The following is a 22,894-nucleotide window of genomic DNA, read 5'->3' as shown; positions in this document are numbered from 1 at the left end:
CGCATCGTGAACCCTTCCCAGCTCACCACCCGCCCTCGCCTGGCCGGGCTCTTCGCCGCCGTCGCCAGTGCCGCCATCGTCGCCGGCTGCGGCGGGGGTGGCGGCGATGGCCCCACGCCGCCACCGCCGCCTCCGCCACCCCCGGCGAGCGACCAGGTGCCGGCCTCCGCCTTCGCGTCACCCGAGTCGTTGTTCAGCTTCGCGCTGGAGCAAACCAGCGAAGCGAACACGCTGGAGACGAGTGAACCCCTGATGTTCGACCTCGTCACCACCGAGCCCCCGACCAGCGACGACAGCGAGCCCTCTGCGCTGGGCTGACAAGCCGGACCTTGGTCACCGGCGTGGCGTGCGGCCGCCCGCGCATCGCCTACGATGGCGCATGAACGAGCTGTCGATCTCTGCTGACGACCTGCGCCGCCTGCCCAAGGTGCTGCTTCACGAGCACCTGGACGGCGGCCTTTCCCACCGCACCCTGCTGGCCCTGCTGCGCTCGCGCGGCATCGAGCCGCCAGCGCCGGATGAAGCCGGCCTGGCGGCCTGGTTCGAAGCACGGGCCCACGCCGGCAGCCTGGTCGAGTACCTGAAGGGCTTCGAGCTGACCGTGGCCGCGATGGCCGAGCCCGCCGCGATGCAGGCCGTGGCCTACGAGGCCGCGAAGTCAGCCCGCGACGACGGCTGTGTGCTGGCCGAATTCCGCATGGCGCCGCTGCTGCTCGAAAGCGACCACGTCAGTGCAGAGGCCGCGATCGAGGCGCTGCTCGCGGGCCTCATCCGCAGCCCCATGCCGTGTGGCCTCATCCTGTGCGCGATGCGGCACGAGCCGCCCGAGCGCAGCGAGCGCGTCGCGCGGCTGGCGATCCGCTATCGCAACGAAGGCGTGGTGGGATTCGATCTCGCGGGGCCGGAGGCGGGTTTTCCGCCCAGTGGCCATGCCAAAGCCCTGGCGCTGGTGCGCGACCAGGGGGTGTCCATCACCCTGCATGCCGGCGAGGCCGATGTGGCCGATCGGGTGCTCGAAGCCGCCCAACTGGGCGCGCGGCGCATCGGCCATGGCGTGCGGCTGGCGGACTGGCTGGGCTCGCCGGATGGGCAAACGCGTCTGGCCCAGGTGCGCGAGAAAGATGTTCACCTGGAGCTGTGCCCCAGCAGCAATGTGCACACAGGCGCCGTGCCCTCGCTGCCCGAGCATCCGATTGGCCGCCTGTGGCATGCCGGCCTGAGCCTGTCGTACCACACCGACAACCGCCTGATGTCGTGCACCACGATGAGCCAGGAGGCCGCCTTGCTGCTGCGCCATCAAGGCTTGGCGGCGGCGGACCTGCTGGCCATGGGCCGCCAGGCGGCCGCCCGCAGTTTCCTGCCCGAAGCGGATCGGCAGCAGGCGCTGGCCCAGTTCGACGCCTGGGACGCTGGCGCGGCATGAGCGCGGAATGAATAAGGGCGCCCCGAGGGGCGCCCTGTTCGAAGCCCTGTTTGAGGGCAGACGGCACGAGCCGCCAGCCCCTTCGGTCAGAAGCTCATCCGGAAGCTGGCGCCCCAGGTGCGCGGGTCGTTGATGAAGCCGGTGAGGTTGTTGAAGTCGATGCCGCCCACCACCACGGTCTGGTTGGTGATGTTGCGGCCGAAGACCGCCGCTTCGTACTTGCCGTTGTCCCAGCTGTAGCCCATGCGCAGACCACCTTCGAGCAGCGGCTTGCCGGTGTACTCCTTCGACTCGTAGAGGAAGAAGTTGATCGAGCTGCGGTAGGCCCAGTCGGTGAAGACGAACCATTCGCCGCCGCTTTCGGTGGGCAGGCCGTAGCGGGCGGTGAAGTTCAGCACCGTCTTGGGCGCCTGCGGCAGCGGGTTGCCGTCGATCGAGACCTTGTTGGTGCCGGCGACGACCGGGTCGGTCACCGTGCAGCCATTGCCGCAGGGCACCACCGCCGCGTTCTTGTCCTGGATCTCGGTGTCGTTGTAGCTGGCGCCCAGCGTGACCATCAGGTTGTCGGTCAGCATCGCGCGAAGATCCAGTTCGACGCCCTGGCCGATGGTGCGGTCGAGGTTGATCAGCTGGTTGAAGTTCTGCGTGCCGCCGACCGCGGTGACCTGCTGGTCCTTCACGGTGTAGCGGAACACGCTGGCCGCCAGGCGGGCGCGGCGGTCGAACAGCTCGGCCTTCACGCCAGCTTCGAACGACAGCACCTTCTCGGAATCGGCCACCGTCACCCAGTCACGCGAGGGCACGATGTCCGCGCCGCTGGGCGGGAACAGCAGGCGGCCCTGGATCGACGGCGCGCGGAAGCCGGTGGCCACCCGTGCGTAAACCTTGGTGTCCTTGTCGATCGAGTAGGTGCCGCTCAGGTCCCAGCTGGTGTTCGAGGCACGCGTTTCCTTGGGGATCTGCAGCAGCTCGGTGGCGCTGAACGGCGGCGCCTGCACCCGATCGGCCACGAAGTCTTTCGAGTCACGCGTGTAGCGCAGGCCGCCACGCAGCTCGAACGCATCGCTGACACGGTAGTTCAGCGAACCGAAGGCCGCCCAGGCGGTGTTGTCCTGCTTCTGCGTCGCGTAGCCGTTCTGCACGCCGCCGCCAAGCGTGTCGTAGTTGAAGCTCTCGATGAAGAGATGCTCCTTGAAGTAGTACAGGCCGCCCAGCCACTTGATGCCGTTGCCCATCTCGCCTTCAAGGCGGAACTCCTGCGACAACTGACGGTGTTCGGGCATGCCATCCGCCGATTCGGCGGTGAACGGGATCTCTCCGGGCCCGTAGTTGCCGGCGCCCAGGAACGACGCACCGTAGCCGCCATCGATGTCACCGCGGCTGTACGCATCCAGCGTCTCGTAGCCGGTGATCGAGTGCAGTGTCATGCCACTGCCCAGGCCCCAACGCATCCGCAGGTTGGCGCCCTGGCTGGACAACTCCTGCTCGTTCTTGCCGTCGGTGGAGATCTTTTCGGGATCGAAGCCGTCGATCAGGTCGTTGGTGCCCGGCTTGATGATGTTGGCGCGGAACAGGCGCGCGCTGCCCTTCATCTCGCGGCCGTGGATGTTGGCCAGCGCCGAGAAATCCGAATGTGGTGCATACAGCACCTGGATGCGCGCGGCGCTGTCGTCGTAGCCTTCGAGCTTCTGCGTGGGGCCGGCGTCGTAGGTGTTCTCGACCCAGTCATCGCGGTGCTGCACCTGCGCCGAGAAGCGAGCCGCCCAATCGCCACCCATCGGCAGGTTGAAGGCGCCGGACAGGTTCATCGTGCCGTAGGTGCCGTAGCTGGCGCTGACGTAGCCGTCTTGCTTCTGCGAGGGCTTGACCGATTCAAACTTGACCACACCCGCCGGCGAGTTGCGGCCGAAGAGCGTGCCCTGCGGGCCGCGCAGCACTTCGACCTGCGCCAGGTCGAACAGCGGAAAGCCCTTGAGCACCGGGTTCTCCTGAACGACCTCATCGAAGACCAGCGACACCGGCTGCGAGGCGTTCAGATCGAAGTCGGTGTTGCCCAGGCCGCGCACGTAGAAGCGCGGGAAGGCGCGGCCGTACGACGATTCGATGTTCAGGCTGGGCGTGCGGGCCGCGAGCTGGCGCACATCCTGGCCGCCGCTGTTGAGCACCTCCAGCTCCTCACCGCGGATCGCGCTCACCGATTGAGGCACGTTCAGGATGTTCTCCGTGCGGCGCTCGGCGGTGACCGTGATCGTCTGCAGCTTGCCGGCTTCGTTGGCCTCGGCCGCCTGGGCCCAGGCGGAGGGGGCGGCCAGGGCCACCGCCAGCACAGCGGCGGCAGCCAGGGGGTGCAGCCGGGTCAGCGGCGCGACATGGGGGGCGGGGTGCATCTAGACGTTCTCCTCGTGGGTCTGGTGGACCGGGACAGCCAAGCAAGGCTCGTGCTCGGTGCGGTGGCCCGTGCAGGCGGCGATGCTAACGACGCGGTGGCCTGCCATCCACCTCGGCGCGCCGCACTGTTGCGCGGATCACTCAAGCGGCACCCCTAAGTGCAGTGTTCGACACTGTGCGGAACATAAAACCGTGCCTTCGGCCGCCTGGCGTCGTTGCAAATCCTCGCGATGCCGAAGGGCACCGCTGTGGTTTGCGCCTCGCCAGGCGACTCAATCCATCGGTTTTCTTCAGTTCCGCCCAGCATCAAACACTGCACTGGAAATGACGGGCGGCCCGTATCGGGCGCGGTTCTGGCGGTTTGCGTGCCTTGATTCGGGGCTTCACGCTGCCAGGGCCGAAGCTACGATCGCCGCCGATGAAGCTCGTCTGGCCATTGCCTGCGCTGATCACCTGGGCCGCCGCCTGGGGCCTGTTCGTCGGGCTGCCGCGGCTCGGCGTCGGTGCGCTGGCCGCTTTTGGGCTGGCGCTGGCCGGCGTGGCGGCGGTGGCCTGGCGCTTGCCAGCGCCACCCTGGCGCAAGCTGATCCTCGTGGCGGGCTTTCCACTGTCCATCGTGGCCACCGGCAGCGCCGCCGGTGCGCTGCCGGCCTGGGCCTGGCTGCTGCCACTGGGCCTGCTGCTGGCCGTCTACCCCATGCAGGCGTGGCGCGATGCGCCGGTGTTTCCCACGCCTGCGGGTGCGCTCACGGGATTGGGTGCGCGGGCAGCGCTGCCGGCCGGCGCCAGGGTGCTGGATGCAGGCTGCGGATCGGGCGCCGGCCTGCGCGCCTTGCACCATGAATATCCGAGCGCCCAGTTGCACGGCCTGGAATGGAGCTGGCCACTCACCACGCTGTGCGCACTGCGCTGCCGTTTCGCCCGGGTGCGGCGGGGCGACATCTGGGCCGCCGACTGGTCGGGCTACCAACTCGTGTACCTGTTCCAGCGCCCCGAGAGCATGCCCCGGGCGATGGACAAGGCGACGCGGGAACTGCGACCTGGCGCCTGGCTCGTCAGCCTGGAATTCGAAGCCACCGATTGGCGCGCCCAGGCGACGCTGCGCAACGTCGACGGCAAGCCCGTCTGGCTGTACCAGGCGCCTTTCCGGCGCCGCTGAGGCGCCGCCCCCACAGAACGAGGCACGCCTCAATTATTCGCAAATCAAGAACAGACAATGACATCCAGAGCCGTTTATTCCTTTTGGTTGAATATCTACAGTTGAGTCCATCGATGAGCCGCAACACAGACGACGACTCACCGAGGTTGGACAAGACGACTGCGTGACCCCGACGACAGCCGCCCTGCCCGGAAAAGAAGTCTTCAACGATCGCCCCTGAAAGGATGTTCACCATGTTCGCCAAGCAAGCCCACATCGCCGTTGCCGCCATCGCCCTGACCCTCGCCAGCGGCGCCTTCGCGCAGTCCAGCGACCGCAATGTGTTCGACACCGAAACCAACCTGCGCATGCCCGCTGCCGCGTCGGCCGAAGGCCTGACCCGCGACGCCGTGCAGGCCCAGTACATCGCCAAGCGCGCAGCCAGCAACATCGCCAGCTTCAACCCGGAAGCCGCCTACTTCGCGCAGAACAACGACTCGAGCCAGGCCATCGCCGCGCTGTTCAGCCGCCAGCCGGCGGCGACCGCAGCCATCAGCCGCGACGACGTCCGCGCCGAACTGCCTGCGCAGCGCAATGTCTTCGACACGGAGACAGACCTGCGCATCCCCGCCAACGTGCGGACGGCGCCGACCACCGTGGCCCAACGCTGATACGCCAAGTACCTCGATGACAAAGGGCAGCCCTCGGGCTGCCCTTTCGCTTGGACCCGTCAGACAGCCCAGGCGCCGTTCAGGTCGGCGCCACTCAAGGCGCCGACGCGCCTGAAGCAGGCAGGCCAAGCTTCTGCGCGGTGCGGCCGATCGCGCGGCCTGTGGCTGAGGCTGCGATCTCGACCCCTTCAGCCGCCTTCTTCACGCCATGCTCCACCGCGCTGGCCGCCCTCTGCAAGCCCCGTTCGGTGGCTGCCGCACCGCGCTGGATCGCCGCCCCTGTGCGGGTCGCGACCGACGAGGCCGTGCCGGCCACCGTACTGGCCGCCTCGGCCGCACCGACCTGGAGAGAGCACGCCGCCAGCAGCAGCCCGACGGCCCGGCCCATGCGAACACTCCGATGCTTGCCCATGTTCGACTCCTGCATGTCCGAGGATCAGACACCTCGAGACCCTGCAAGTTTCCTCCAGCGTCGCGCTGCCCGAGCGCCCGGATGTAAGCGCCCATCGCCCTCAGGTCACCTTGGCACCTGCACAAAGCGCCGGTGAAGCCGGTGACGCAACGCAACGGTCTCCAGAATGACACCGCTCAGGGTTCAGGGCGTCAGCCATTCCAGTTTGAATGCCGCGGCCATCGCCCGGTAACCGGCGTCGTTCGGGTGGCCGTGGTCGCCGCTGTCGAAATCCGGTCGCAGGCGATCGGGCTGATCAGGGTCTTGCAAGACGCGGTCGAAGTCGAGCACCGCATCGAATGCCCGACCGTTTCGGATCCACTCATTCACCGCCAGACGCTTCGCTTCAGCCTGCGGGGTCTGCGCCCGGACGCCCGTCGCCCCGGCACGTGGCAGCAAGGTGGCGCCAACGATCTTGACGCCACCGGCATGGGCACGCTCGGCGATGGCCTTCATGCCTTCGATGATGCGCTGCGCCGATGGCTGATCCTCCGGCAACGGCAACACCGAAGCCGCCGTGATGTCATTGATGCCTTCCAACAGGATGACCCACCGCACGCCGGGTTTGCTCATCACATCTCCTTCAAGACGTGACAGTGCGCTGGGCCCAATGTAGGGATCGATCCCATCGCGCAATATCCGGTTGCCGGCGATGCCCGCATTGGCGACGCCGATGCCAGCGGTGGCCGGCACGCCTTGCAGGCGCTCTGCCAACGCATCGGTCCAGCGGCGCGATTGGTCCGGTGTCGAGCCGACACCGTCGGTCACCGAGTCGCCGAGGGCGACCAGCGTCCCCGCCGACTGGCCTGGCGCCAAAGCCTCGATGTCGGTGACGAAGTAGCGGCTGTCGTCCAACTCATGCCTGGGCAAGGTCGACGCGGATGTCGCGTCGACCCCATCGGAAAAATGAACCGTCTGGGTGCCGATACCGTGCAGTGTCGGCGCCTCACTGCCTTGCGGCAGGTACAGGCTCACGGCCAGCGACTGCAGCGGTGCCACCGCCATCGGCAAGGCATCACTCAGCGCACTTTCGCCCGGCGCAATGGTGACGCCGGGCTTTCCGGCAAAGCTCAGCGCTCGGTCTGTTCCTGTCTGGATCGCCGACCCCTCCGCCGGCAGGGCCACATGAGCGGCGCCGATGGTCAAAGGCGCGATGCCGAACAAGTTCGATAGGCGGACCCTCACCTGCTGACCGCCGGCACTGACGCGCATGATCTGGCGGATGGTCTGCGGCCGCAAGGCCGGCCCGGCCTGGTCGGGTGCCGCAGACCAAGTGGTGATCCAGCTGACAGCCTCAGCGGCGGATGCCTGGGGTGCCAGCAGCAAGCCGGCCGCCGCGAACAAAAGCGCCGCGGCACCACGGAGCATCAGAGGCATCGTCATGAAGTGGAATCCGTCTCGATATCGGGTTAGCTCAGAGCCATTCCGTTGGCCATCGGTTCCCTGGGTTCGCAACACCTCGTCACTGATCATCGCTGAACCTTGCAATCTGAATTGATGGGCACCATGCATTGGCGCCCCCCGCAACACAGTCGCCGCAACACGATGCCCGGCGGTGCGCAGCCGTGCCATCCCCCTTTTCAGCACGGTTTGGCCCAACCCTTCAGTGGAGACACACCCCATGACCTCGACCCTGATGAAGCTCAACGTCAACGCCCGCCGGACGATCAGCCTCGCCGCGCTGGCCGCACTGTGCGCCGCTGGTGCCGCGCCCGCGATGGCCCAGTCGGGCAACCCGCAACGAGATCGTGTGCAGGCCATCGAAGCCAAGATGGCCAAGTATTGGGGCGTGGACCTCAACGCGCAGCCGGAAGTCGTGGGAGGCAAGACCGCCAAGGATGGGCGCTGGCCCTTCATGGTCGCCCTGCTGGACGCGGGCACTGCCAGCAACTATGACGCCCAGTTCTGCGGCGCCTCGCTGATCAGCAGCCGCGACGTGTTGACCGCCGCCCACTGCGTCAAGGGCTCCAAGCCGGCCCAGATTCAGGTGCTGGTGGGAACCCAGGATCTGAAGAGCGGTGGCCGGCGCGTCAACATCGCGCGCATCACCGTGCACCCGAAGTACAACAGCCGAACCAGCGACTCGGATGTAGCCGTGCTTCGCCTGGCAGAAGAAGTCACAGACATCACGCCGGTCGAATACGCCAGCACGCTGGCGGAAGAGGACAAATACGCCGCCGCCGGCAAGCCGGTGTGGGGCATGGGCTGGGGTGAGACCGAAACGACACCGCACTTCCCCAACCAGCTTCAGAACGTGAAAGTGCCGGTGACCGACCGCACCGTCTGCAACGCCGCCGATGCCTACAACGGCAAGGTCACCGACACCATGCTGTGCGCCGGTCTGGCCGAAGGCGGCAAGGACACCTGCCAGGGCGACTCGGGCGGCCCGCTGGTGGCCAAGAACGGCGACGGCCAGTTCCACCTGCAAGTCGGCGTGGTGAGCTGGGGCTACGGCTGCGCCGACCCCAACCACTACGGTATCTACTCGCGCATGGCCACCCTGGGCGCGTGGGTGAAGGACCAGGTCGCGGCCCCCTGAGTTCGGCCTGCCGCGCTGGCCTCTGCACCGCCCACCGGCGCCAACGGCGGCGGCTCTCGCGCCGCATCCCCCGCCACATCTCACCTGGCGGGGGATGCGCAACGATGACCTTGGTTACTTCCCCTGACGCGACAAGCACGGCGCTGGTGACGCGCAGGTTATTCTTCCTCGCAAAGACAACGTGCCAGGGACGGACCGGGCACCAGTGCAGAAGGTGAAGCCTCTGCGCCGGTGCAGACGGCGGGCCGAGACCGGGCAGACGAGGGATGCACGACGTAGACCATCGCGATGCCTGGAGCCCTGCGCTCGACGACGCCGTCGAGCGCGAGTCCGGTGCTGCGCGCGCGTGGCTCGCCGCCCTGCCCGGTTCGCTGCCGCCCAGCCCCGACACGCTCTGGCCGGAAGCCGGCAGTGGCGATGCTGCTGCGCCCACCACGGAGGCCGGAGAGCCACAACCCGGTGACACGGTGGGCAGCTACCGGCTGGTGCGGCTGGTGGCCCGAGGCGGCATGGGCAGCGTCTGGCTGGCCGACCGGGTCGATGGCGCGTTGCACCGGCGGGTGGCCTTGAAGCTGCCCCACCTGGCCTGGGGCGCGGGCCTGGCCGAGCGCATGCGCCGCGAGCGCGACATCGGCGCCCGGCTCGAGCACCCGCACATCGCCCGGCTCTACGACGCGGGCATCGACCACCGCGGCCACCCCTTCCTCGCCTTCGAGTTCATCGACGGCGTGGCCATCGACCTGTGGTGCCGCAGCCGCCAGCTGCCCACCCGCGCGCGGCTGAAGCTGTTCCTGCAGGTGGCCCAGGCGGTGGCCTATGCCCATGCGCGGCTGGTGGTGCACCGCGACCTGAAGCCCTCGAACGTGCTGGTCTCCTCCGACGGCCAGGTGCATCTGCTGGACTTCGGCATCGCCAAGCTGCTGCACGAAGGCCCCGAGGACGCCAACGCCACGCTGCGCCTGGGCGCGGCGATGACACCGCACTACGCCTCGCCCGAGCAACTGCAAGGCGAGCCGGTCACCGTGGCCTCGGACGTCTATTCACTCGGCGTTCTGCTCTACGAGCTGCTGACCGGCGAGCGGCCTCATGCGCCCGACGGTGCACGCGGCGGTGCACGCGGCGGGGCCGGCGGTGGGGCCGGCGGTGGGCCACTGCCGCTCGCTGCCTGGCAACGGGCGGTGCAGCACGAGCCGCCGCTGGCCAGCCAGCGGGTGGCCGACCGGGCGCTGGCACGGGGCTTGCGCGGCGATGTCGACGCCATCCTTGCCAAGGCGCTGCGCCATGCGCCCGAGCAGCGCTACGCCACCGTCGACGCGCTGGCCGACGACATCCAGCGCCACCTCGCCGGCGAGCCCATCGGCGCTCGGCCAGACACCGCCGCCCACCGTCTCGCGCGAACGGTCGCCCGGCACCGCGCTGCCAGCGTGGCCATCGCGACGGTGGCCCTCGCCGCCATCGTGGGCACCGGCGTGATCGCCGATCAAGCCCGCCGCGCGCGCGCCGACGCCGAGCAGGCCCTGCTGGTGAAGCAGTTCGTGATCGACGCCTTCCGCGCCAGCGCGCAGGTCGATGAAGCGGACGAGAACACCCGCGCCTCGTCGTTCGAGCGCCTGCTTGAACACAACGCCCAGCTCATTTCCCGCGCCAACACCCCGCGGCTTCAGGCAGAGCTGTACGGCATCGTCGCCGGCATCCTGCTGGACGCACGCAGCTTTTCCTTCGCCGCCCGCAACGCCCGCCGTCAGATCGAAGCGCTGGAGCAAGCCGAAGCACCAGACCGCGAGCGCGCTGCCGCGCACCTCACGCTGTCGCAAGCCCTGCTGGGCGATGGTCTGGCGGCCGAGGCCGAACAGCAGGCGCGACAGGCACAGACGCTCGCCGATCGGGGCACCCCGATCGCCGCCAGGGCGAGGCTGCAGGTCAGCGCGGCACTGGCTGCCGCCGGGCTCTGGGGCCCCGCGGGCAGCACGCTGGACGAGGCGGAAGGCGAACTGGAGGCCGCCGGACGTGCCACCCTCGCCGAGCGCGCACGTGCGATGGCGCTGCGCGCCGACATCGCCGAATCGCGCGACCAGGCAGACCAGGCCGAGACACTGCTCAAGCATGCGATCGACATGGCCGATGGCACGGCCACGCCGTCCGGCCGGCTGGCGATCGACCTGCGACTGGATCTCGCTCGCCACCTCATCCTGCGCCGCCGCCACGACGCGGCGCGCGCCGTGATCGCACCAGCCCTCGCGGCGCTGCGCGCCACCGAAGGCAGCGACGCCGAGGCGGCGCTCATCGAAGCGGAACTGGCCGCGCTTGTGCTGTATGCGGGCGCCTCGTCCACACACACCTCGCAGGCGCTGGCCACCATTGCTCACAGCCACGCCGTCATCCGAGAACCCGAATCGCGCGCCACTTTGCTGCAGCGCATGTGGTCCGACGCGCATGCGGCACAGGCCGCGCTGGCACTGGGCCAGGTGCAACGCGCGCAAGTGCTCGCCTCAGGCTTGGCCGATGGCCTGCTGCCCCAGGTGCGTCAATCGCGTGCGCGGCTGCAGTTGCTGGCGGTGCTGGCACAGGCGGCCGTTCGCGCCGGGCCGGCCAGCCGCGCCAGCGAGTGGCTGGGTGAATGGCAGCAATTGGCCCTGCGCCAGTTCCCCCGGGAAGTCTGGCGGGCGCGGCTGGTGCAGGCCGAGTTCCTGGGCAACCAGGGCCGCTGGGACGACGCAGCCCACGTGCTCGACGAGCTCACGGCCGACACCGCCGCATCGTTCACGGCGGGCGAAGCGGCAGCGCGCACCGCCAGCTTGAGGCTGCGCGCGCTGCTGGATCGCGGCGAAGCGCAGCGGGCCAGCGAACTCGCCCAGCACAGCGCCGCCGCAGAGGCCGAGCCGATGGCCGAGGCCCTGTGTGCCACGGGACAGGCCGATGCCGGCATCGCCCTGCTGGACAGGATCAACGGCCCCTCAACACCGGGCCCGGACAGCGCCGAGACGGCGACATCCGCTCCCCCCAGCCTTCAGCGGGCACAGTGGTTGGCGGTGCGCGGGCTTTGCGCGCTGGCCGCAGGAGACCGCCCACAGGCGCGCGCACTGGCCGCCCAGGCGCGTGATGCTTTCGACGCGCAACCCGCGGCCCATGCGGCCTACCGCCGGGTACTGCAACGCCTCATCCAGGGCCTGGATCACCCCGCTGCGCATCGCCCCAGCGCCACCGGCTTACGCCCTGGCTCATTCGGCCGCGCCGACCCCATCGACGAGCCCGCCGACGGCCCCCGTCGGCCATTGCAGCGTCACCGTCGTGACGCCTGAAGCTTGAGGCTGCGCGCACTGCTGGATCGCGGCGAATCGCAACGGGCCAGCGAACTCGCCCAGCACAGCGCCGCTGCAGAAGCGGAGCCGATGGCCGAGGCCCTGTGTGCCACGGGACAGGCCGACGCCGGCATCGCCCTGCTGGACAGGATCAACGTCCCCTCGACACCGGGCCCGGACAGCGCCGAGACGGCGACATCCGCTCCTCCCAGCCTTCAGCGGGCACAGTGGTTGGCGGTGCGCGGGCTTTGCGCGCTGGCCGCAGGAGACCGTCCACAGGCGCGCGCACTGGCCGCCCAGGCGCGTGATGCTTTCGACGCGCAACCCGCGGCCCATGCGGCCTACCGCCGGGTATTGCAACGCCTCATCCAGGGCCTTGATCACCGAGCTGCGAATCGCCCCAGCGCCACCGGCTGACGCCCTGGCTCATTCGGCCGCGCCGACCCCATCGACGAGCCCGCCGACGGCCCCCGTCGGCCATTGCAGCGTCACCGTCGTGACGCCTGAAGGCAGATGCTGGACGTCAACGACGGCGCCGTCCTGGACGCACGCCTCACCCCATTCAGCCCGTCGGCTTGCCGCGGCAGCGGAATCGCCCACCGGTGCGTTGTCCGAGATGCAGACGCGCCAACCTCGCTCGCCCACAGGCCCCTCCACGCGAACCGTGGCCTGCGTCGCCAGGGCCTTGGTCATCACCAGCACCAGGGCGCCCTGCACGGCCCGGTGGATCGCGACCGCGAGGCGCAGGTCGCCGCACACCGCATGGGGCTCCCGATGAAGACTGAAGACGCACGCGGGCTGGGCCCGGGCACAGATCTGCAACAGCTCGGCGAGCGCCGCATCCAGGCCGACGGACTCGACCATCTGCGAGCGCAGGGGCTCCCATAAAGCCTGGCCGGCGACCCGAGACTGATCGGCCAGCGCCAGGATGCGCGCGGCGAGTTGCGCCGATCCCGGCGCCGGGCCCTCGGTAGGCGCCGGCTCGGCGCGGCGCGCGATGTGCAACGCCGTCAGCCTCACGGCCACCAGACCCGCTTCCAGGCGGCCCAGCAAACGTGACGCCACCCCTTGCACGCCCTCGGGCTGACGCCACGACGGCGCCGCAGAATCGACGGGCGACGGCGTTCGGGCCATGGCCAGGCTGTCGGCCAACTCGTGTGCCACCCCGTACAGGCGCCGCAGTTCACGGCCCACGATCGGCCCCTCGCCAAACACGTAGCGGCCCTGGCGGATGGACTGCAGGGCATCGAGCAGCGCCAGCAACGACGCAGACAAGCGGCGCGCCCATCCGCCCACCACCAGCAGGCCCAACGCCCCGGCGCCCGCCACGACCCCGAGCTCGGTCCACAGGCGTTGCTGCTGAGCCTGCCGCAGCCCTTCGGTGGCCATGGTGACGCGCACATACCCGGTCACCGGGCCCAGCCGGAACGTGGGTTGCAAGTCGTCCGCCATCGAGACGTGCGGTGTCGCACGGTCGAAGAAGTCGATGTCCGGCACGCTCGATCGCACCGGCCATTCCACCGCGGGCAGGCCCGGCGCCAAGGGTTGGCCCGGCAAGGACACGAACGACCGGCGCGATGCATCGAGGATGTCGATCGACGCGATCGCCTTGTCGCGCGCCAGCAGCTCGCGCACCGAGCGATCCAGCGCCGCCGGGTTGCCCGAGACCAGGCCGTACTCGCTGGTCTCGGCCAAAGCGCCGGCCACCAGCGCAGCCCGCTGCTCCAGCTCGCGCCGAAGCCGATCATCGGCGCCACGGTGCAGCCACAGCACCGCCAGCAGAGTCAGAACCGTGGGCAACGCAGCCATCGTCAGCAGCATCGCGGCGAGCCCGGGGTGACGAGCAGACGGTGTCGTGTCGCGCTTCATCACCGCTCAGCCCGGAAAGTGCCCCAAGCCGCGCACGGCGGGATCGACCACCATGTCAAGCGAGCGGGCCACGTTGTCGTTGATGGCGACGCGCCAGTACACCGGGTACTGCGGTTCAATCGCCGCAGCGCCAGACGCGAGCGCATCGACCACGTCACCCAGCTGCGCCACCACGTCTTCGATGGTCGCGTACGCGGCGGCCAGCGTGCCGGCGCCGACCATCGCCTTCGAAAAACCGATGACGCCCTGCCGACGACGATAGGACGACTCCAGCACCGCCCGTGCGACCTGGGCGTTGTAAAGGTCCGGATCGGGCACGGCCAGCAGCACGGTGGCCGACGTGAGCGCCGACAGCGCGCGGACCGGGCTGGCGCCCGGCTCGACCAGCTCGAAAGACACGGCCAGTTCGGCGGCGTTGGCCGCGCGCTCGATCTGCGCCTGCAGGTGCCGCGTGGCGGCACTGAGCAGCACGCCGACCACCACTTTGCGCCGATACAGGCGCCGTATCAACTGCATCTGCGCCGCAGGCGCGGCCTCTGCAAACACCGCGGTGACCGGCCTGGTCCGCCGGGGCGCCGCCGCGACCAGGCGCAGATACGCCGCCGACGAGACAAACGCGGACACCAAAGGGCCGGCCACATCGGCGTTCAACGCCGCTTCCAGTGCCCCCGGGCCGATGGCGAGGTACATCGCCGGGCCGCCGCGAGCCGTCAGCGCCTTCAGGTCATCCGAGATCTGTGCCGCGGGGAAGCGCCGCGTCAGCGCGGTGTGGATGGGCACCGCCGCGTCGCCCGAGGTGGTGACGAGCACACGCAACTCAGCGCCCGCCGCCCGCGCCGCCTCCGCCACCATCGACGAGCCGCACACCGCCGCCAGCGCGCGCAGCGCAGCCCGTCGACTCATCATCGGTCGCGAAAGGGCGAAGGCGGGGGTGGCGCTCATCTCTGGCGTCAGAACGCCGCGGCCAGCGACGCGAAGAAGGTCCACGCCGTCGCCGTGTGGGGCGTGTCGCTCGAGCCATCGCCGGCCCGGGCGCGCAGGTGGTCGGCCAGGCGCGCGTTGAGCACCAGCTGCCATCGCCAGTCCGACCAGCGGAAGTCGCGCGTGGCGGTGATCGCCGTGCGGCCGGCGTTCTGGGTGGACGACCCGAAACGAGACGATGCGTAGTAGCCCAGCGACCCACGCCAGCCTTCCCCCAGGTTCACGGCCACGCCAGCAGCGCCCAACCATGGGCGAGCCCGGTGGTCGTCCTGGGCACCCGAATGGTCACCTTCGGTCAACACGGTGGCGCTGACAAAACCCGACCAGTTGTCGGACAGGTCTCCCGCCGCCCGCAGCTCGACGCCGTAGAACTCGCCGTTCGCTGGCGAATCGCTCTCCAATCGTGGCCGCCACACACGCCCGTCGACCTTTGACCAGAAGAGGCGCCCCTGGACCGATGCCCCCCGGGCGGGAGACTCCAGCCGGTAGCCCAGCTCGGTCGATCGCATCCGCTCCTGGCTGGTCAGCGCGCCGCTCGTGCCGATGCGCAGCGCCTGATCCGAAGCCCAATCGCCCCGCGAAAAGGCCCAACGCAAGGTCTGCGTCTCGCTCAGATGCCAGTTGGCGCCCAGGTTCCAGGTGCGGTCGTGGTTGTCGCTGTCGGCCTCGTCGGCCGACCAGCCCGCGCCGACCGACCACGACGGGGTGGGCGTCCAATCCACCGAGCCAAAGACGCGCCGGTAGCGGGCCGACCAGCGGGCCTCGTCGGTCTCGCGCAGGCGAACCACCGCCTGGCGAAAGCCGAGCCCCGCACTGACGCGCCAATGCTCGGACAGGCGCTGCACGTCCTGAATCTCGAACTTCGTGCGTCGTTCGATGTTCACATCGTCGGGCGGGCACAGTTGGCGCGCCGCGTCGCAGGCCACCGGAAACTCGCGCGAGGTGTTGGCCCACTGCTCCAGACGCACGCTCACGTCGTTCTCGGGGTTCAAGGATTGCGTCCACAGCAGCGCCGCGTAGCCGTTGCGCAGATCCCGTGGGCCCAGCGGCCTCGCTGCCTCGGGCTCACCCTCGTAGCGAGAGTTCAGGAACGCGGCATCGAAGGACAGGTTCGAACCTTCTGCCACCGCCAGCGCGGTACGCATCGTCACCCGGTCCACGCCCACCGCATCGTCGCCGGGCGTGAAGGCACGGCGGTCGTCGATGGCCTCGCGCTGGCGATGCTGCACCGTCAACCGAACCGACGCCGGACCAAAGCTCCAGCCCCCTCGCACCATGGCGCGCACCGATTCGAACGATCCGAGCGAGATCGCGCCATAGCCACGCTCCACGTCTGCCGGGTGCTTCGTCACGAAGTTGACGACCGCCACTTTCGACGCCCGCCCGTAGCCGGCCGCGCCAGCGCCGGTGGAGACCTCGATGCGCTCGACATCGCTCAGGGCCACCGGCAGGTCGTTCCAATCGTCGTCCTCGGACAGCACCGCGCCGCCCACCTCGATGCCGTCCACCAGCAGCGTCACGCGGATCGGCCCGGTGGCACGCCGGCCCGCCACCGGCAGGCTGTAGTTCGCTCCGGCGAGGCGGTCGGGCGACGCCCCCGCGACCAGGCGCATCGATTCGGCCAGCCCCTGGAAGCCGTACAGCGCCAGCATGTCGGCCGACAGGATGGTGACGCTCGCCGGGATGTCGCGCACGGGTTGCGGCATGTGGGTCGAGGTGAGGACCGGCGCTTCGCCACCGGCCACGTCCAGCGCATCGACCGGCCCGTCGGCGGCCTGCGCGGTGGAGAGCGTCAACAGGCCGGCCAGGACCAGCCCGGCCGACAGGCGACTCATCAAGCAAGGCATCGCGTTCATTTCCGGGCGACCCGGACTGTCGAGGCCGTGCCGAGCGCCCCCTCCAGCTTGTCCAGGGGTTGTAGGAAGTAAGGGCTGACGACCGATGGGGGTGGCAGCGCCGCGCGCGATTGTCGGGCCAGTGCCTGCGCCAGCTTCCGGTCGCCCGCACGAAGCGCGCACAGCCCCTGCACCGCCCGGGCCCGCGCGATGAAGGGGCTGGCGGGCGAGCGACGCGGCGCCTCGCGCTGCAAGTAAGCGTCGAGCGCGGCCAGGCCTTCGCGGTGGCGCCCCGCGACGCACGCCGCCTCACCCGCCCAACCGCCATCGCCCTCCGGCAACGAAGCCAGCTGAGCGGCGGGCGGCAAGCTGGCCAGCGCCTGGTCAGCATCGCCGTTCCCGAGCCAGACCGCCGTACGCCACAGCGCCAGTTCAGGCGGCATCGCGGGCAGCGGCTGAGAAGACGCCGTCTCCGCGGCTTTGCCCTGGGCCACGCCGGCGACCGGCAAGGCGGATTCGATCAGCTCGATCGCGGCGCGGTGCCGCCCCTGCATCGATTGGCTCAATGCGAGCGTGGCACGTGCCGAGCGCGCCAGCGGGCTGCCGCGCCGGGCCATCAGGCCCATCTGGCTTTGCAGCAAGGCGTCGCCCCGCGCGTGCTCGCCGCGCACGGTCCAGGCCCAGGCGAGCGCGCGCGACGCATAAGGAATCAGCGTCAGCTCGTCGCCGACGGGCGCGATGCGGGCGAGCGATTGGCTCAGCAATGGCTCGGCTCGCTCGAAGTCGTGCCAGGCGGCGTAGAGGCTGCCGAGCAGGTAGTCGCTCCAGGCATCGGCGTCGGCAATGCCGCGGCAGCCGTGCTGTCTCACGATGTCCCGATCGGCCAGCACGATGGCTTCGGCGGCATCGAACGACAGGCGATGCTCGGGATCGTCCGCGAACAGGAAGGCGGTGGTGTAGATCTCGGCGAATGCGGCGGTGCCGTCCTTCGGACCGCCGAGCTGGCGCAGGTCGGCCACGATCGATGCGCCGAGTTCACGCGCCCGGTCGACCTGGCGGAACTCCATCAACAGCCGCCACTGCGCCCATCGCAGGTTGAGCACGCGGGGCGAGGCCGCGCCTTCGATCGAGGCCGCCAAGGTCACCGCCCGGTTCGCCTGCTCGATGGCCTGAGGACCCTGCCCCTTCAGGGCCAAGAGGCTGGCCCGTGCCCCCCAAGCCAGGGCCCGCTCGATGGTGGCCGGGGACGTTTCGCGCGCCAGCTCGGCATCGATTCGATCCAGCTCACCGGCCAGCGCCTCGGTCTTGGACTGGGCCGCCAGCGAGGCGGCCATCTGCAATCGCGCCATCACCGACAGGCGCGGCTCGCCGTCGGCCCAGCCGATGGCCTGCGCCGCCGGCTCTTCAGCCTGGCCCGCACGCCCCAGCTTGAGCAAGGCTTGCGACACGGCCATGGCGGCCACCGCCTTGTCGGCAGAAGGCGCCCCACTGTGCGACAGCACTTCCAGTCGCCGCGCGGCGTGCAGCTCGGCCAGCTCGAAGTTGGCCATCTCGTCGAACAGATTGCTGACCACTCCGTGCAGCTCGGCTTGCAGAGTGGGCTGACCGTCAAAGCGCACATCGATCAGGCGGGCACCGCGTTGCAGCAGCAGCTCACGCGGCGTGCCGCGCAGCTCGATCCCGGTCGGGTCACCGGCGGTTTCGATGCGGAAGGTGTCGAGCACGAAATCCTTCACCGCACTGGCGCGCGCCGCCGCATCATTGGCGCGCTGCATCTGGCTGAGCGACAGCACCGCAGCCACCGCCACCGCCAGCACCGCCGTCGTACCCAGCGCGATGCTGGCACGCGAGCGCTTCAACATCGCCCGCCAACGCTGCCCGGCACGCTCGGGCTGCGCCCGCACGGGCTCGCCGGCGAGGTGGCGCTGGATGTCGTCGGCCAACGCGTCGACGGTGGCGTAGCGCTGCTCGGGCGAACGACGCAGCGCCTTGGCGAGGATGGCATCGACATCGCCGCGCAAGCCCCGCACCAGCAGCCGGTCGGCCACCCGCTGGCTGGCCAGCGGCGGCTCGTGCTGCACCGCCCGTTGCCAGGCAGCGAGCGGCAGTGGCCCACCGCCGGCCCCGCCGCGTGCACCGTCGGGCGCATGAGGCCGCTCGCCGGTCAGCAGCTCGTAGAGCAGCACGCCGAGTGAATAGACGTCCGAGGCCACGGTGACCGGCTCGCCCAGCAACTGCTCGGGCGAGGCGTAGTGCGGTGTCATCGCCGCGCCCAGGCGCAGCGTGGCGTTGGCGTCCTCGGGGCCTTCGTGCAGCAGCTTGGCGATGCCGAAGTCCAGCAGGTGCACCTGGCCGTCGGAGGAGACCAGCACGTTCGAGGGCTTCAGGTCGCGGTGCACCACCAGCCGGGCATGGGCATAGGCCACCGCCTGGGCCACCTGCAGGAACAGCTTCAGCCGCGCGCGGGTGGGCAACTGGCGGCTGCGGCACCACAGGTCGATGGCCACGCCGTCGATGAACTCGAAGGCGAGGAAGGGGTGGCCGCGGTGGTCGATGCCCGCGTCGTAGAGCCGGGCGATGTGCGGGTGCTCGAGCCGGGCGCCGATGTCGCGCTCGCGGCGCATGCGCTCGGCCAGGCCCGCACCCCAGGCCAGGTGGGGCAGCTTCAAGGCCACCCGCCGGTGCAGTGCGCCATCGACCCGATCGGCCAGCCAGACGCTGCCCATGCCGCCTCGCGCCACCAGACGCACCAGCCGGTAGCTGCCCACCGTGTCACCGGGTTGCGGCTCTCCGGCTTCGGGGCCCAGCGGACTCTCCACCCGCGGCAACGTCTCGAGGAACGGCGACGCCTGGGCTTGCGCATCGAACATGTCGCGCAGCGCGCCCTGCAGCGGTCGATCCGCCGGGGGCAAGGCGGCCAGCCACGCCTGCCGCTCGCCTGGCGACAGGGTCAGCGCCTGCTCGAGCAGGTCGCTCAGCCGGCTCAGCTCAGCGGCGCTGAGGGCCACAGACACATCTCCCCGGATTGCACGATCGCCATGCCGCCCGAATTCATCGGCGGCCCCCTCGACAGTTTGGATTCATGGTTCGCCCGCACGCCGGATCACGACGCACACGGCCCAGACACTCGATCACCTTAACTCAGTGGCAGGCCACGCGCGGGTGGGCGGGCCTGCCCGGAGCGACCCCTCAGGATTCGTCACAACCGGGTGATCGGGTTGCTCAGCGGGGACTCCTTCTGTCCTGATACCCGACCAGACGGATTGGGCGCCCCGAAAGCGACATCGGCTCGGACTCAACACCCCCCACGATCGGCCCATGCCCGCCGCCGGGCCCGACGGCAGAATCCGGACTCGACTCAGCGCCTGTCCACGCGACGCATGTCCGACGGGCCGCACAAGACCCGCGCCATGGGAGGTGGCCGATGACGACGACCCTGACCGTTCTGATCCAGCGCATGGCCTCTGACAGCCCGCCGGGACGCGAAGAGTTGTTCGCCGCCGCCTACCCCGAGCTGCGCAAGCTGGCCCGCGCACGGCTGCTCGGAGGTGGGCGCAACACCGTGCTCGACACGACCGCACTGGTGCACGAGTCTTACTTGAGGTTTCTCTCCGCCGACCAGTTGCGACTGGAAGATCGCCGCGCCTTCTTCGCCTACGCGTCGCGGGTAATGCGCTCGGTGATCGTCGACACGGTGCGCGAGCGCCAGGCCGAGCGCCGAGGGGGTGGCATGGCCGAGTTGACGCTGAACACGCTGCTGCAGGACAACCTGCCCGCGGGTGAGAGCGAAATCCTGCGGATCAACGATGCGCTGCTGGCGCTCGAAGAGGTCGAGCCGCGGCTGGCCAGGGTCGTCGAGATGCGGTATTTCGGTGGCTATTCAGATGCCGAGATAGCCGAGGCACTGGATCTGAACAAGCGCACCATCGGCCGCGACTGGGAAAAGGCCCGCCTGCTGTTGCTGGCGATGCTCAAGTCCTGAGCACCGCCGAGCCCCGGCCCCCAACGGCCGGGGCTGGGGCCGGCCGGGGCCCCCGGTCAGTGGCAGCGGTCGGCGGTGGACGCCACGGCCGTGTCGGCGGGGGCCTTCTTGGCGGCGTGAGCGTTGAGCAACCATCCGATCTCCGATGCCGTGCCCACGACGACGTAGTGCGGCGGCTGGTCGCTGCCGGCGGGCATTTCCAGCAGGAAACCGCTTCGCTCGGTGAACTCGATCAGATCGAGCGAAGCCAGCTTGACCGCCAGTTCGAGTTCATGGATGGTGTCGTCAACTTGCATGGTGACCCTTTTGCTTGGTTGCGTGGCTTGTCTCATGGGCGCTCGCCGCCGTCGGGGTCGACCCGTCGGCCACAGCGGGCGCTTGTCCAAGCAGACGCGAACCGCGCCGCTGCGACGACATCCAAAGTAGGGGGGCTCGCCGGGTCGCCCCGCCAGGTGCGACAAATTCACGCTGGCGCGGCCCTAAGCCGCGACACGCCTATTCGCCCACGAGCCCGTTGCGGATGGCGTAGACCGTCAGCTCGGAGTTGTTGGCCAGACCGAGTTTTTCGAGCACCCGGGCCCGGTACACGCTGACCGTCTTGGGCGACAGGGTCAGCTCGTTGGCGATGTCGGCCAGGCGCTTGCCGGACGCGATCATCACCAAGGTCTGCAATTCACGGTCGGAGAGCTTCTCGTGCGCATTGACGACCTCCGGCGTCGTCAGGCTCTCGACCAGCATCTGCGCAATCTCGGGCGTGACATATTTGCGCCCCTGCGCCACGGTGCGCACCGCCTGCACCAGCAGGTGCGGATCGCCACCCTTGTTCACGTAACCGAAGGCCCCAGCGCGCAGCGCCCGGATCGCGTACTGGTCTTCGGGGTACATGCTGACCACGAGCACCTTGACGGTGGAGCCCTCGTCTTTCAGCACATGCAGCACATCCAGCCCGCTGCGACCGGGCATGTTGATGTCCAGCACCAGGACATCGCAGGTGTCTTTGCGCATCAGGGCGCGCAGCTCACCGTAATCGCCGGCCTCGCCGATCACTTCCAGATCAGGCGCATCGGACAAGGTGTCGCGGATGCCGCGCCGGATCAAGGCGTGGTCGTCGCACACGATCACTTTTGTCATAGCTCTCCCCACACAGACGGGTCGTGTTCCGATTCGTCAGGATGCGTGGCCTCTGACGGGCCGCTGGCGTGGTGTCCCAACGGGATGGAGAGTATCAGGGTCGTGCCGGCCGGGCTGCTGGACAAGTCAACCCACCCTCCGACGGTGGAGGCCCGCTCGTGCAAGCCGCGGATGCCGAAGCTGCGGGCCTTCGCCAAGTCGGCATCCGACAGGCCGCGACCGTTGTCGCTGACCTCCAGCGACAACACCCCCTGCGCCAGCGACAGGTCGATGCTGACGCGGCTCGCCTGGGCATGTTTGCTGATGTTGGTGAGCGCTTCCTGCGCTGTCCGATAAGCCACCAAGGGCACACCGGCAGGCAGCTGGGGATTGTCGTGGCTGGTGCGGAAGCTGCACACCACGCCCGTGCGGCGCTCGAAGCGGTTGGCCAGCCACTGCAGCGCCGCGACCAGCCCCTGCTCCAGGATCGCTGGGCGCAGGTTGTGCATGATCCGCTGGCTGGCCTCCAGCGCGTGCGTCACCATTTCCATGGCGCTGTCCAGGCGGGCCTTCAATTCAGGCGTGGTCGCATGGCGGGCCATCCAGGCCAGGTCGAACTTGAGCGCCGAGAGCGAGCCGCCCACGTCGTCGTGGATCTCGCGGGCGATCGCCGCACGCTCCATCTCCACGCTCGTCTGCAAGTGCTGGGCCAGCTCCGACAGCCGTTGCCGAGAGGCCGCCAGCTCGCGATCGGCCCGCTGCCGGGCCCGCAAGGTCTCGAACGCGTCGATCGCATGCTCGGTGGCTGGCGCCAGCCGGGCGAGGTTCGCCTTTAATAGATAGTCGGCCGCGCCATTGCGCATGGCCTGGACCGCCACGTCCTCGCCGATTTCGCCCGACACCAGGATGAACGGCACCTGCACGCCACTGTCGCGCAGGATGTCCAGCGCATGCAGGCCGGAGAAGCCGGGAATGTTGAAGTCCGACAGGATCACGTCCCAGCGCTCGCGCAAGGCCGCGCGGAACGCCAGCTCGCTGTCGACCCGCCGCGCCGACACCTCGGCCCCCCCGCGGCGCAGGTGAGCCATCGCTAACTCGTGATCGAGTTCCGAATCTTCGATGTGCAGCACGCGCAGGCTACGGCTTGGCGTGTTCGCGCCGATATCGCCCTTCATGGGTCGAGTATCGCGCAGCCGTCTGGCGGCAGG

18 protein-coding genes are annotated in these 22,894 nt (G+C 69.5%); 8 read left to right on the top strand and 10 right to left on the bottom strand.

Annotation, left to right across the window (positions count from 1 at the left end; translation table 11 throughout):
- The first annotated feature begins 6 nt into the window (after positions 1 to 6).
- Both AACH06_RS27190 and AACH06_RS27185 read left to right on the top strand, forming a co-directional pair.
- Positions 7 to 318, top strand: coding sequence for a hypothetical protein (locus AACH06_RS27190; RefSeq protein ID WP_341428960.1), 312 nt, complete (start codon positions 7 to 9; stop codon positions 316 to 318).
- Positions 319 to 379: 61 nt separating this feature from the next.
- Positions 380 to 1,423 (top strand): adenosine deaminase family protein, encoded by a 1,044-nt coding sequence (locus AACH06_RS27185; protein WP_341428959.1) that lies wholly within the window; start codon positions 380 to 382, stop codon positions 1,421 to 1,423.
- Between the two features lie 86 nt (positions 1,424 to 1,509).
- Here AACH06_RS27185 and AACH06_RS27180 read toward each other — a convergent pair whose 3' ends face one another.
- On the bottom strand, positions 1,510 to 3,810 hold the full coding sequence (locus tag AACH06_RS27180; RefSeq protein ID WP_341428958.1) for a TonB-dependent receptor: 2,301 nt from the start codon (positions 3,808 to 3,810) through the stop codon (positions 1,510 to 1,512).
- 419 nt (positions 3,811 to 4,229) lie between these two features.
- Between AACH06_RS27180 and AACH06_RS27175 the strand changes: the two genes are divergently transcribed.
- Together AACH06_RS27175 and AACH06_RS27170 are read left to right on the top strand one after the other, a co-directional pair.
- Positions 4,230 to 4,970, top strand: coding sequence for a class I SAM-dependent methyltransferase (locus tag AACH06_RS27175; RefSeq protein ID WP_341428957.1), 741 nt, complete (start codon positions 4,230 to 4,232; stop codon positions 4,968 to 4,970).
- 233 nt (positions 4,971 to 5,203) lie between these two features.
- Positions 5,204 to 5,620, top strand: coding sequence for a hypothetical protein (locus tag AACH06_RS27170; RefSeq protein WP_341428956.1), 417 nt, complete (start codon positions 5,204 to 5,206; stop codon positions 5,618 to 5,620).
- Between the two features lie 94 nt (positions 5,621 to 5,714).
- Here the strand turns inward: AACH06_RS27170 and AACH06_RS27165 are convergent, their stop codons facing one another.
- Both AACH06_RS27165 and AACH06_RS27160 read right to left on the bottom strand, forming a co-directional pair.
- Positions 5,715 to 6,032: a hypothetical protein gene (locus AACH06_RS27165; RefSeq protein WP_341428955.1), complete on the bottom strand. Its 318-nt coding sequence runs from the start codon at positions 6,030 to 6,032 to the stop codon at positions 5,715 to 5,717.
- Between the two features lie 183 nt (positions 6,033 to 6,215).
- Positions 6,216 to 7,454 (bottom strand): SGNH/GDSL hydrolase family protein, encoded by a 1,239-nt coding sequence (locus AACH06_RS27160; RefSeq protein ID WP_341428954.1) that lies wholly within the window; start codon positions 7,452 to 7,454, stop codon positions 6,216 to 6,218.
- Between the two features lie 238 nt (positions 7,455 to 7,692).
- On the opposite strand from AACH06_RS27160, the gene AACH06_RS27155 reads away from it, so the two are divergent.
- From AACH06_RS27155 to AACH06_RS27145, 3 genes are all read left to right on the top strand, one after another.
- The gene (locus AACH06_RS27155; RefSeq protein ID WP_341428953.1) at positions 7,693 to 8,610 is read left to right on the top strand and encodes a serine protease; all 918 of its coding nucleotides are present in this window, start codon (positions 7,693 to 7,695) and stop codon (positions 8,608 to 8,610) included.
- A 266-nt stretch (positions 8,611 to 8,876) separates the two neighbouring features.
- Positions 8,877 to 11,909, top strand: coding sequence for a serine/threonine-protein kinase (locus AACH06_RS27150; protein WP_341428952.1), 3,033 nt, complete (start codon positions 8,877 to 8,879; stop codon positions 11,907 to 11,909).
- Between the two features lie 3 nt (positions 11,910 to 11,912).
- Positions 11,913 to 12,326: a hypothetical protein gene (locus AACH06_RS27145; protein WP_341428951.1), complete on the top strand. Its 414-nt coding sequence runs from the start codon at positions 11,913 to 11,915 to the stop codon at positions 12,324 to 12,326.
- Positions 12,327 to 12,335: 9 nt separating this feature from the next.
- On the opposite strand, the gene AACH06_RS27140 is transcribed toward AACH06_RS27145, so the two are convergent.
- The 4 genes from AACH06_RS27140 to AACH06_RS27125 are packed head-to-tail and all read right to left on the bottom strand — an operon-like array spanning position 12,336 to position 19,602.
- Entirely contained in the window at positions 12,336 to 13,778 is a 1,443-nt protein-coding gene (locus tag AACH06_RS27140) for a hypothetical protein (protein ID WP_341428950.1), read from the bottom strand.
- A gap of 6 nt (positions 13,779 to 13,784) precedes the next feature.
- Complete coding sequence (locus tag AACH06_RS27135) at positions 13,785 to 14,720, bottom strand: hypothetical protein (RefSeq protein WP_341428949.1); 936 nt, start codon at positions 14,718 to 14,720, stop codon at positions 13,785 to 13,787.
- Between the two features lie 8 nt (positions 14,721 to 14,728).
- Positions 14,729 to 16,606, bottom strand: a complete 1,878-nt coding sequence (locus tag AACH06_RS27130) for a TonB-dependent receptor plug domain-containing protein (protein ID WP_341428948.1) — start codon at positions 16,604 to 16,606, stop codon at positions 14,729 to 14,731.
- 5 nt (positions 16,607 to 16,611) lie between these two features.
- Positions 16,612 to 19,602, bottom strand: coding sequence for a serine/threonine-protein kinase (locus AACH06_RS27125; RefSeq protein WP_341428947.1), 2,991 nt, complete (start codon positions 19,600 to 19,602; stop codon positions 16,612 to 16,614).
- Positions 19,603 to 20,018: 416 nt separating this feature from the next.
- Between AACH06_RS27125 and AACH06_RS27120 the strand changes: the two genes are divergently transcribed.
- Positions 20,019 to 20,576 carry an ECF-type sigma factor gene (locus AACH06_RS27120; RefSeq protein ID WP_341428946.1) on the top strand — a complete coding sequence of 186 codons (558 nt, stop codon included), beginning with the start codon at positions 20,019 to 20,021 and terminating at the stop codon, positions 20,574 to 20,576.
- A gap of 56 nt (positions 20,577 to 20,632) precedes the next feature.
- Here AACH06_RS27120 and AACH06_RS27115 read toward each other — a convergent pair whose 3' ends face one another.
- The 3 genes from AACH06_RS27115 to AACH06_RS27105 form a co-directional block, all read right to left on the bottom strand.
- Positions 20,633 to 20,872 (bottom strand): hypothetical protein, encoded by a 240-nt coding sequence (locus tag AACH06_RS27115; protein WP_341428945.1) that lies wholly within the window; start codon positions 20,870 to 20,872, stop codon positions 20,633 to 20,635.
- A gap of 199 nt (positions 20,873 to 21,071) precedes the next feature.
- Complete coding sequence (locus AACH06_RS27110; RefSeq protein ID WP_341428944.1) at positions 21,072 to 21,707, bottom strand: response regulator; 636 nt, start codon at positions 21,705 to 21,707, stop codon at positions 21,072 to 21,074.
- A complete protein-coding gene (locus tag AACH06_RS27105) occupies positions 21,704 to 22,861 on the bottom strand; it encodes a hybrid sensor histidine kinase/response regulator (RefSeq protein ID WP_341428943.1) in 1,158 nt (385 codons plus the stop codon). Before AACH06_RS27105 ends, AACH06_RS27110 begins: the two co-directional genes overlap by 4 nt.
- Between the last annotated feature and the right edge of the window lie 33 nt (positions 22,862 to 22,894).

Origin of the sequence: Ideonella lacteola (assembly GCF_038066555.1) — a bacterium.
Lineage (GTDB): Bacteria > Pseudomonadota > Gammaproteobacteria > Burkholderiales > Burkholderiaceae_C > Ideonella > Ideonella lacteola.
This window is presented reverse-complemented; position numbering and strand designations above follow the sequence as displayed.

What these genes read in the sequence shown, in the direction of transcription:
- AACH06_RS27115 (WP_341428945.1), bottom strand. Translation starts at nt 20,872, where the DNA reads ATGCAAGTTGACGACACCATCCATGAACTCGAACTGGCGGTCAAGCTG.
- AACH06_RS27130 (WP_341428948.1), bottom strand. Translation starts at nt 16,606, where the DNA reads ATGCCTTGCTTGATGAGTCGCCTGTCGGCCGGGCTGGTCCTGGCCGGC.
- AACH06_RS27165 (WP_341428955.1), bottom strand. Translation starts at nt 6,032, where the DNA reads ATGGGCAAGCATCGGAGTGTTCGCATGGGCCGGGCCGTCGGGCTGCTG.
- AACH06_RS27185 (WP_341428959.1), top strand. Translation starts at nt 380, where the DNA reads ATGAACGAGCTGTCGATCTCTGCTGACGACCTGCGCCGCCTGCCCAAG.
- AACH06_RS27180 (WP_341428958.1), bottom strand. Translation starts at nt 3,810, where the DNA reads ATGCACCCCGCCCCCCATGTCGCGCCGCTGACCCGGCTGCACCCCCTG.
- AACH06_RS27160 (WP_341428954.1), bottom strand. Translation starts at nt 7,454, where the DNA reads ATGACGATGCCTCTGATGCTCCGTGGTGCCGCGGCGCTTTTGTTCGCG.
- AACH06_RS27120 (WP_341428946.1), top strand. Translation starts at nt 20,019, where the DNA reads ATGACGACGACCCTGACCGTTCTGATCCAGCGCATGGCCTCTGACAGC.
- AACH06_RS27175 (WP_341428957.1), top strand. Translation starts at nt 4,230, where the DNA reads ATGAAGCTCGTCTGGCCATTGCCTGCGCTGATCACCTGGGCCGCCGCC.
- AACH06_RS27140 (WP_341428950.1), bottom strand. Translation starts at nt 13,778, where the DNA reads ATGAAGCGCGACACGACACCGTCTGCTCGTCACCCCGGGCTCGCCGCG.
- AACH06_RS27155 (WP_341428953.1), top strand. Translation starts at nt 7,693, where the DNA reads ATGACCTCGACCCTGATGAAGCTCAACGTCAACGCCCGCCGGACGATC.
- AACH06_RS27150 (WP_341428952.1), top strand. Translation starts at nt 8,877, where the DNA reads ATGCACGACGTAGACCATCGCGATGCCTGGAGCCCTGCGCTCGACGAC.
- AACH06_RS27135 (WP_341428949.1), bottom strand. Translation starts at nt 14,720, where the DNA reads ATGAGCGCCACCCCCGCCTTCGCCCTTTCGCGACCGATGATGAGTCGA.
- AACH06_RS27105 (WP_341428943.1), bottom strand. Translation starts at nt 22,861, where the DNA reads ATGAAGGGCGATATCGGCGCGAACACGCCAAGCCGTAGCCTGCGCGTG.
- AACH06_RS27170 (WP_341428956.1), top strand. Translation starts at nt 5,204, where the DNA reads ATGTTCGCCAAGCAAGCCCACATCGCCGTTGCCGCCATCGCCCTGACC.
- AACH06_RS27110 (WP_341428944.1), bottom strand. Translation starts at nt 21,707, where the DNA reads ATGACAAAAGTGATCGTGTGCGACGACCACGCCTTGATCCGGCGCGGC.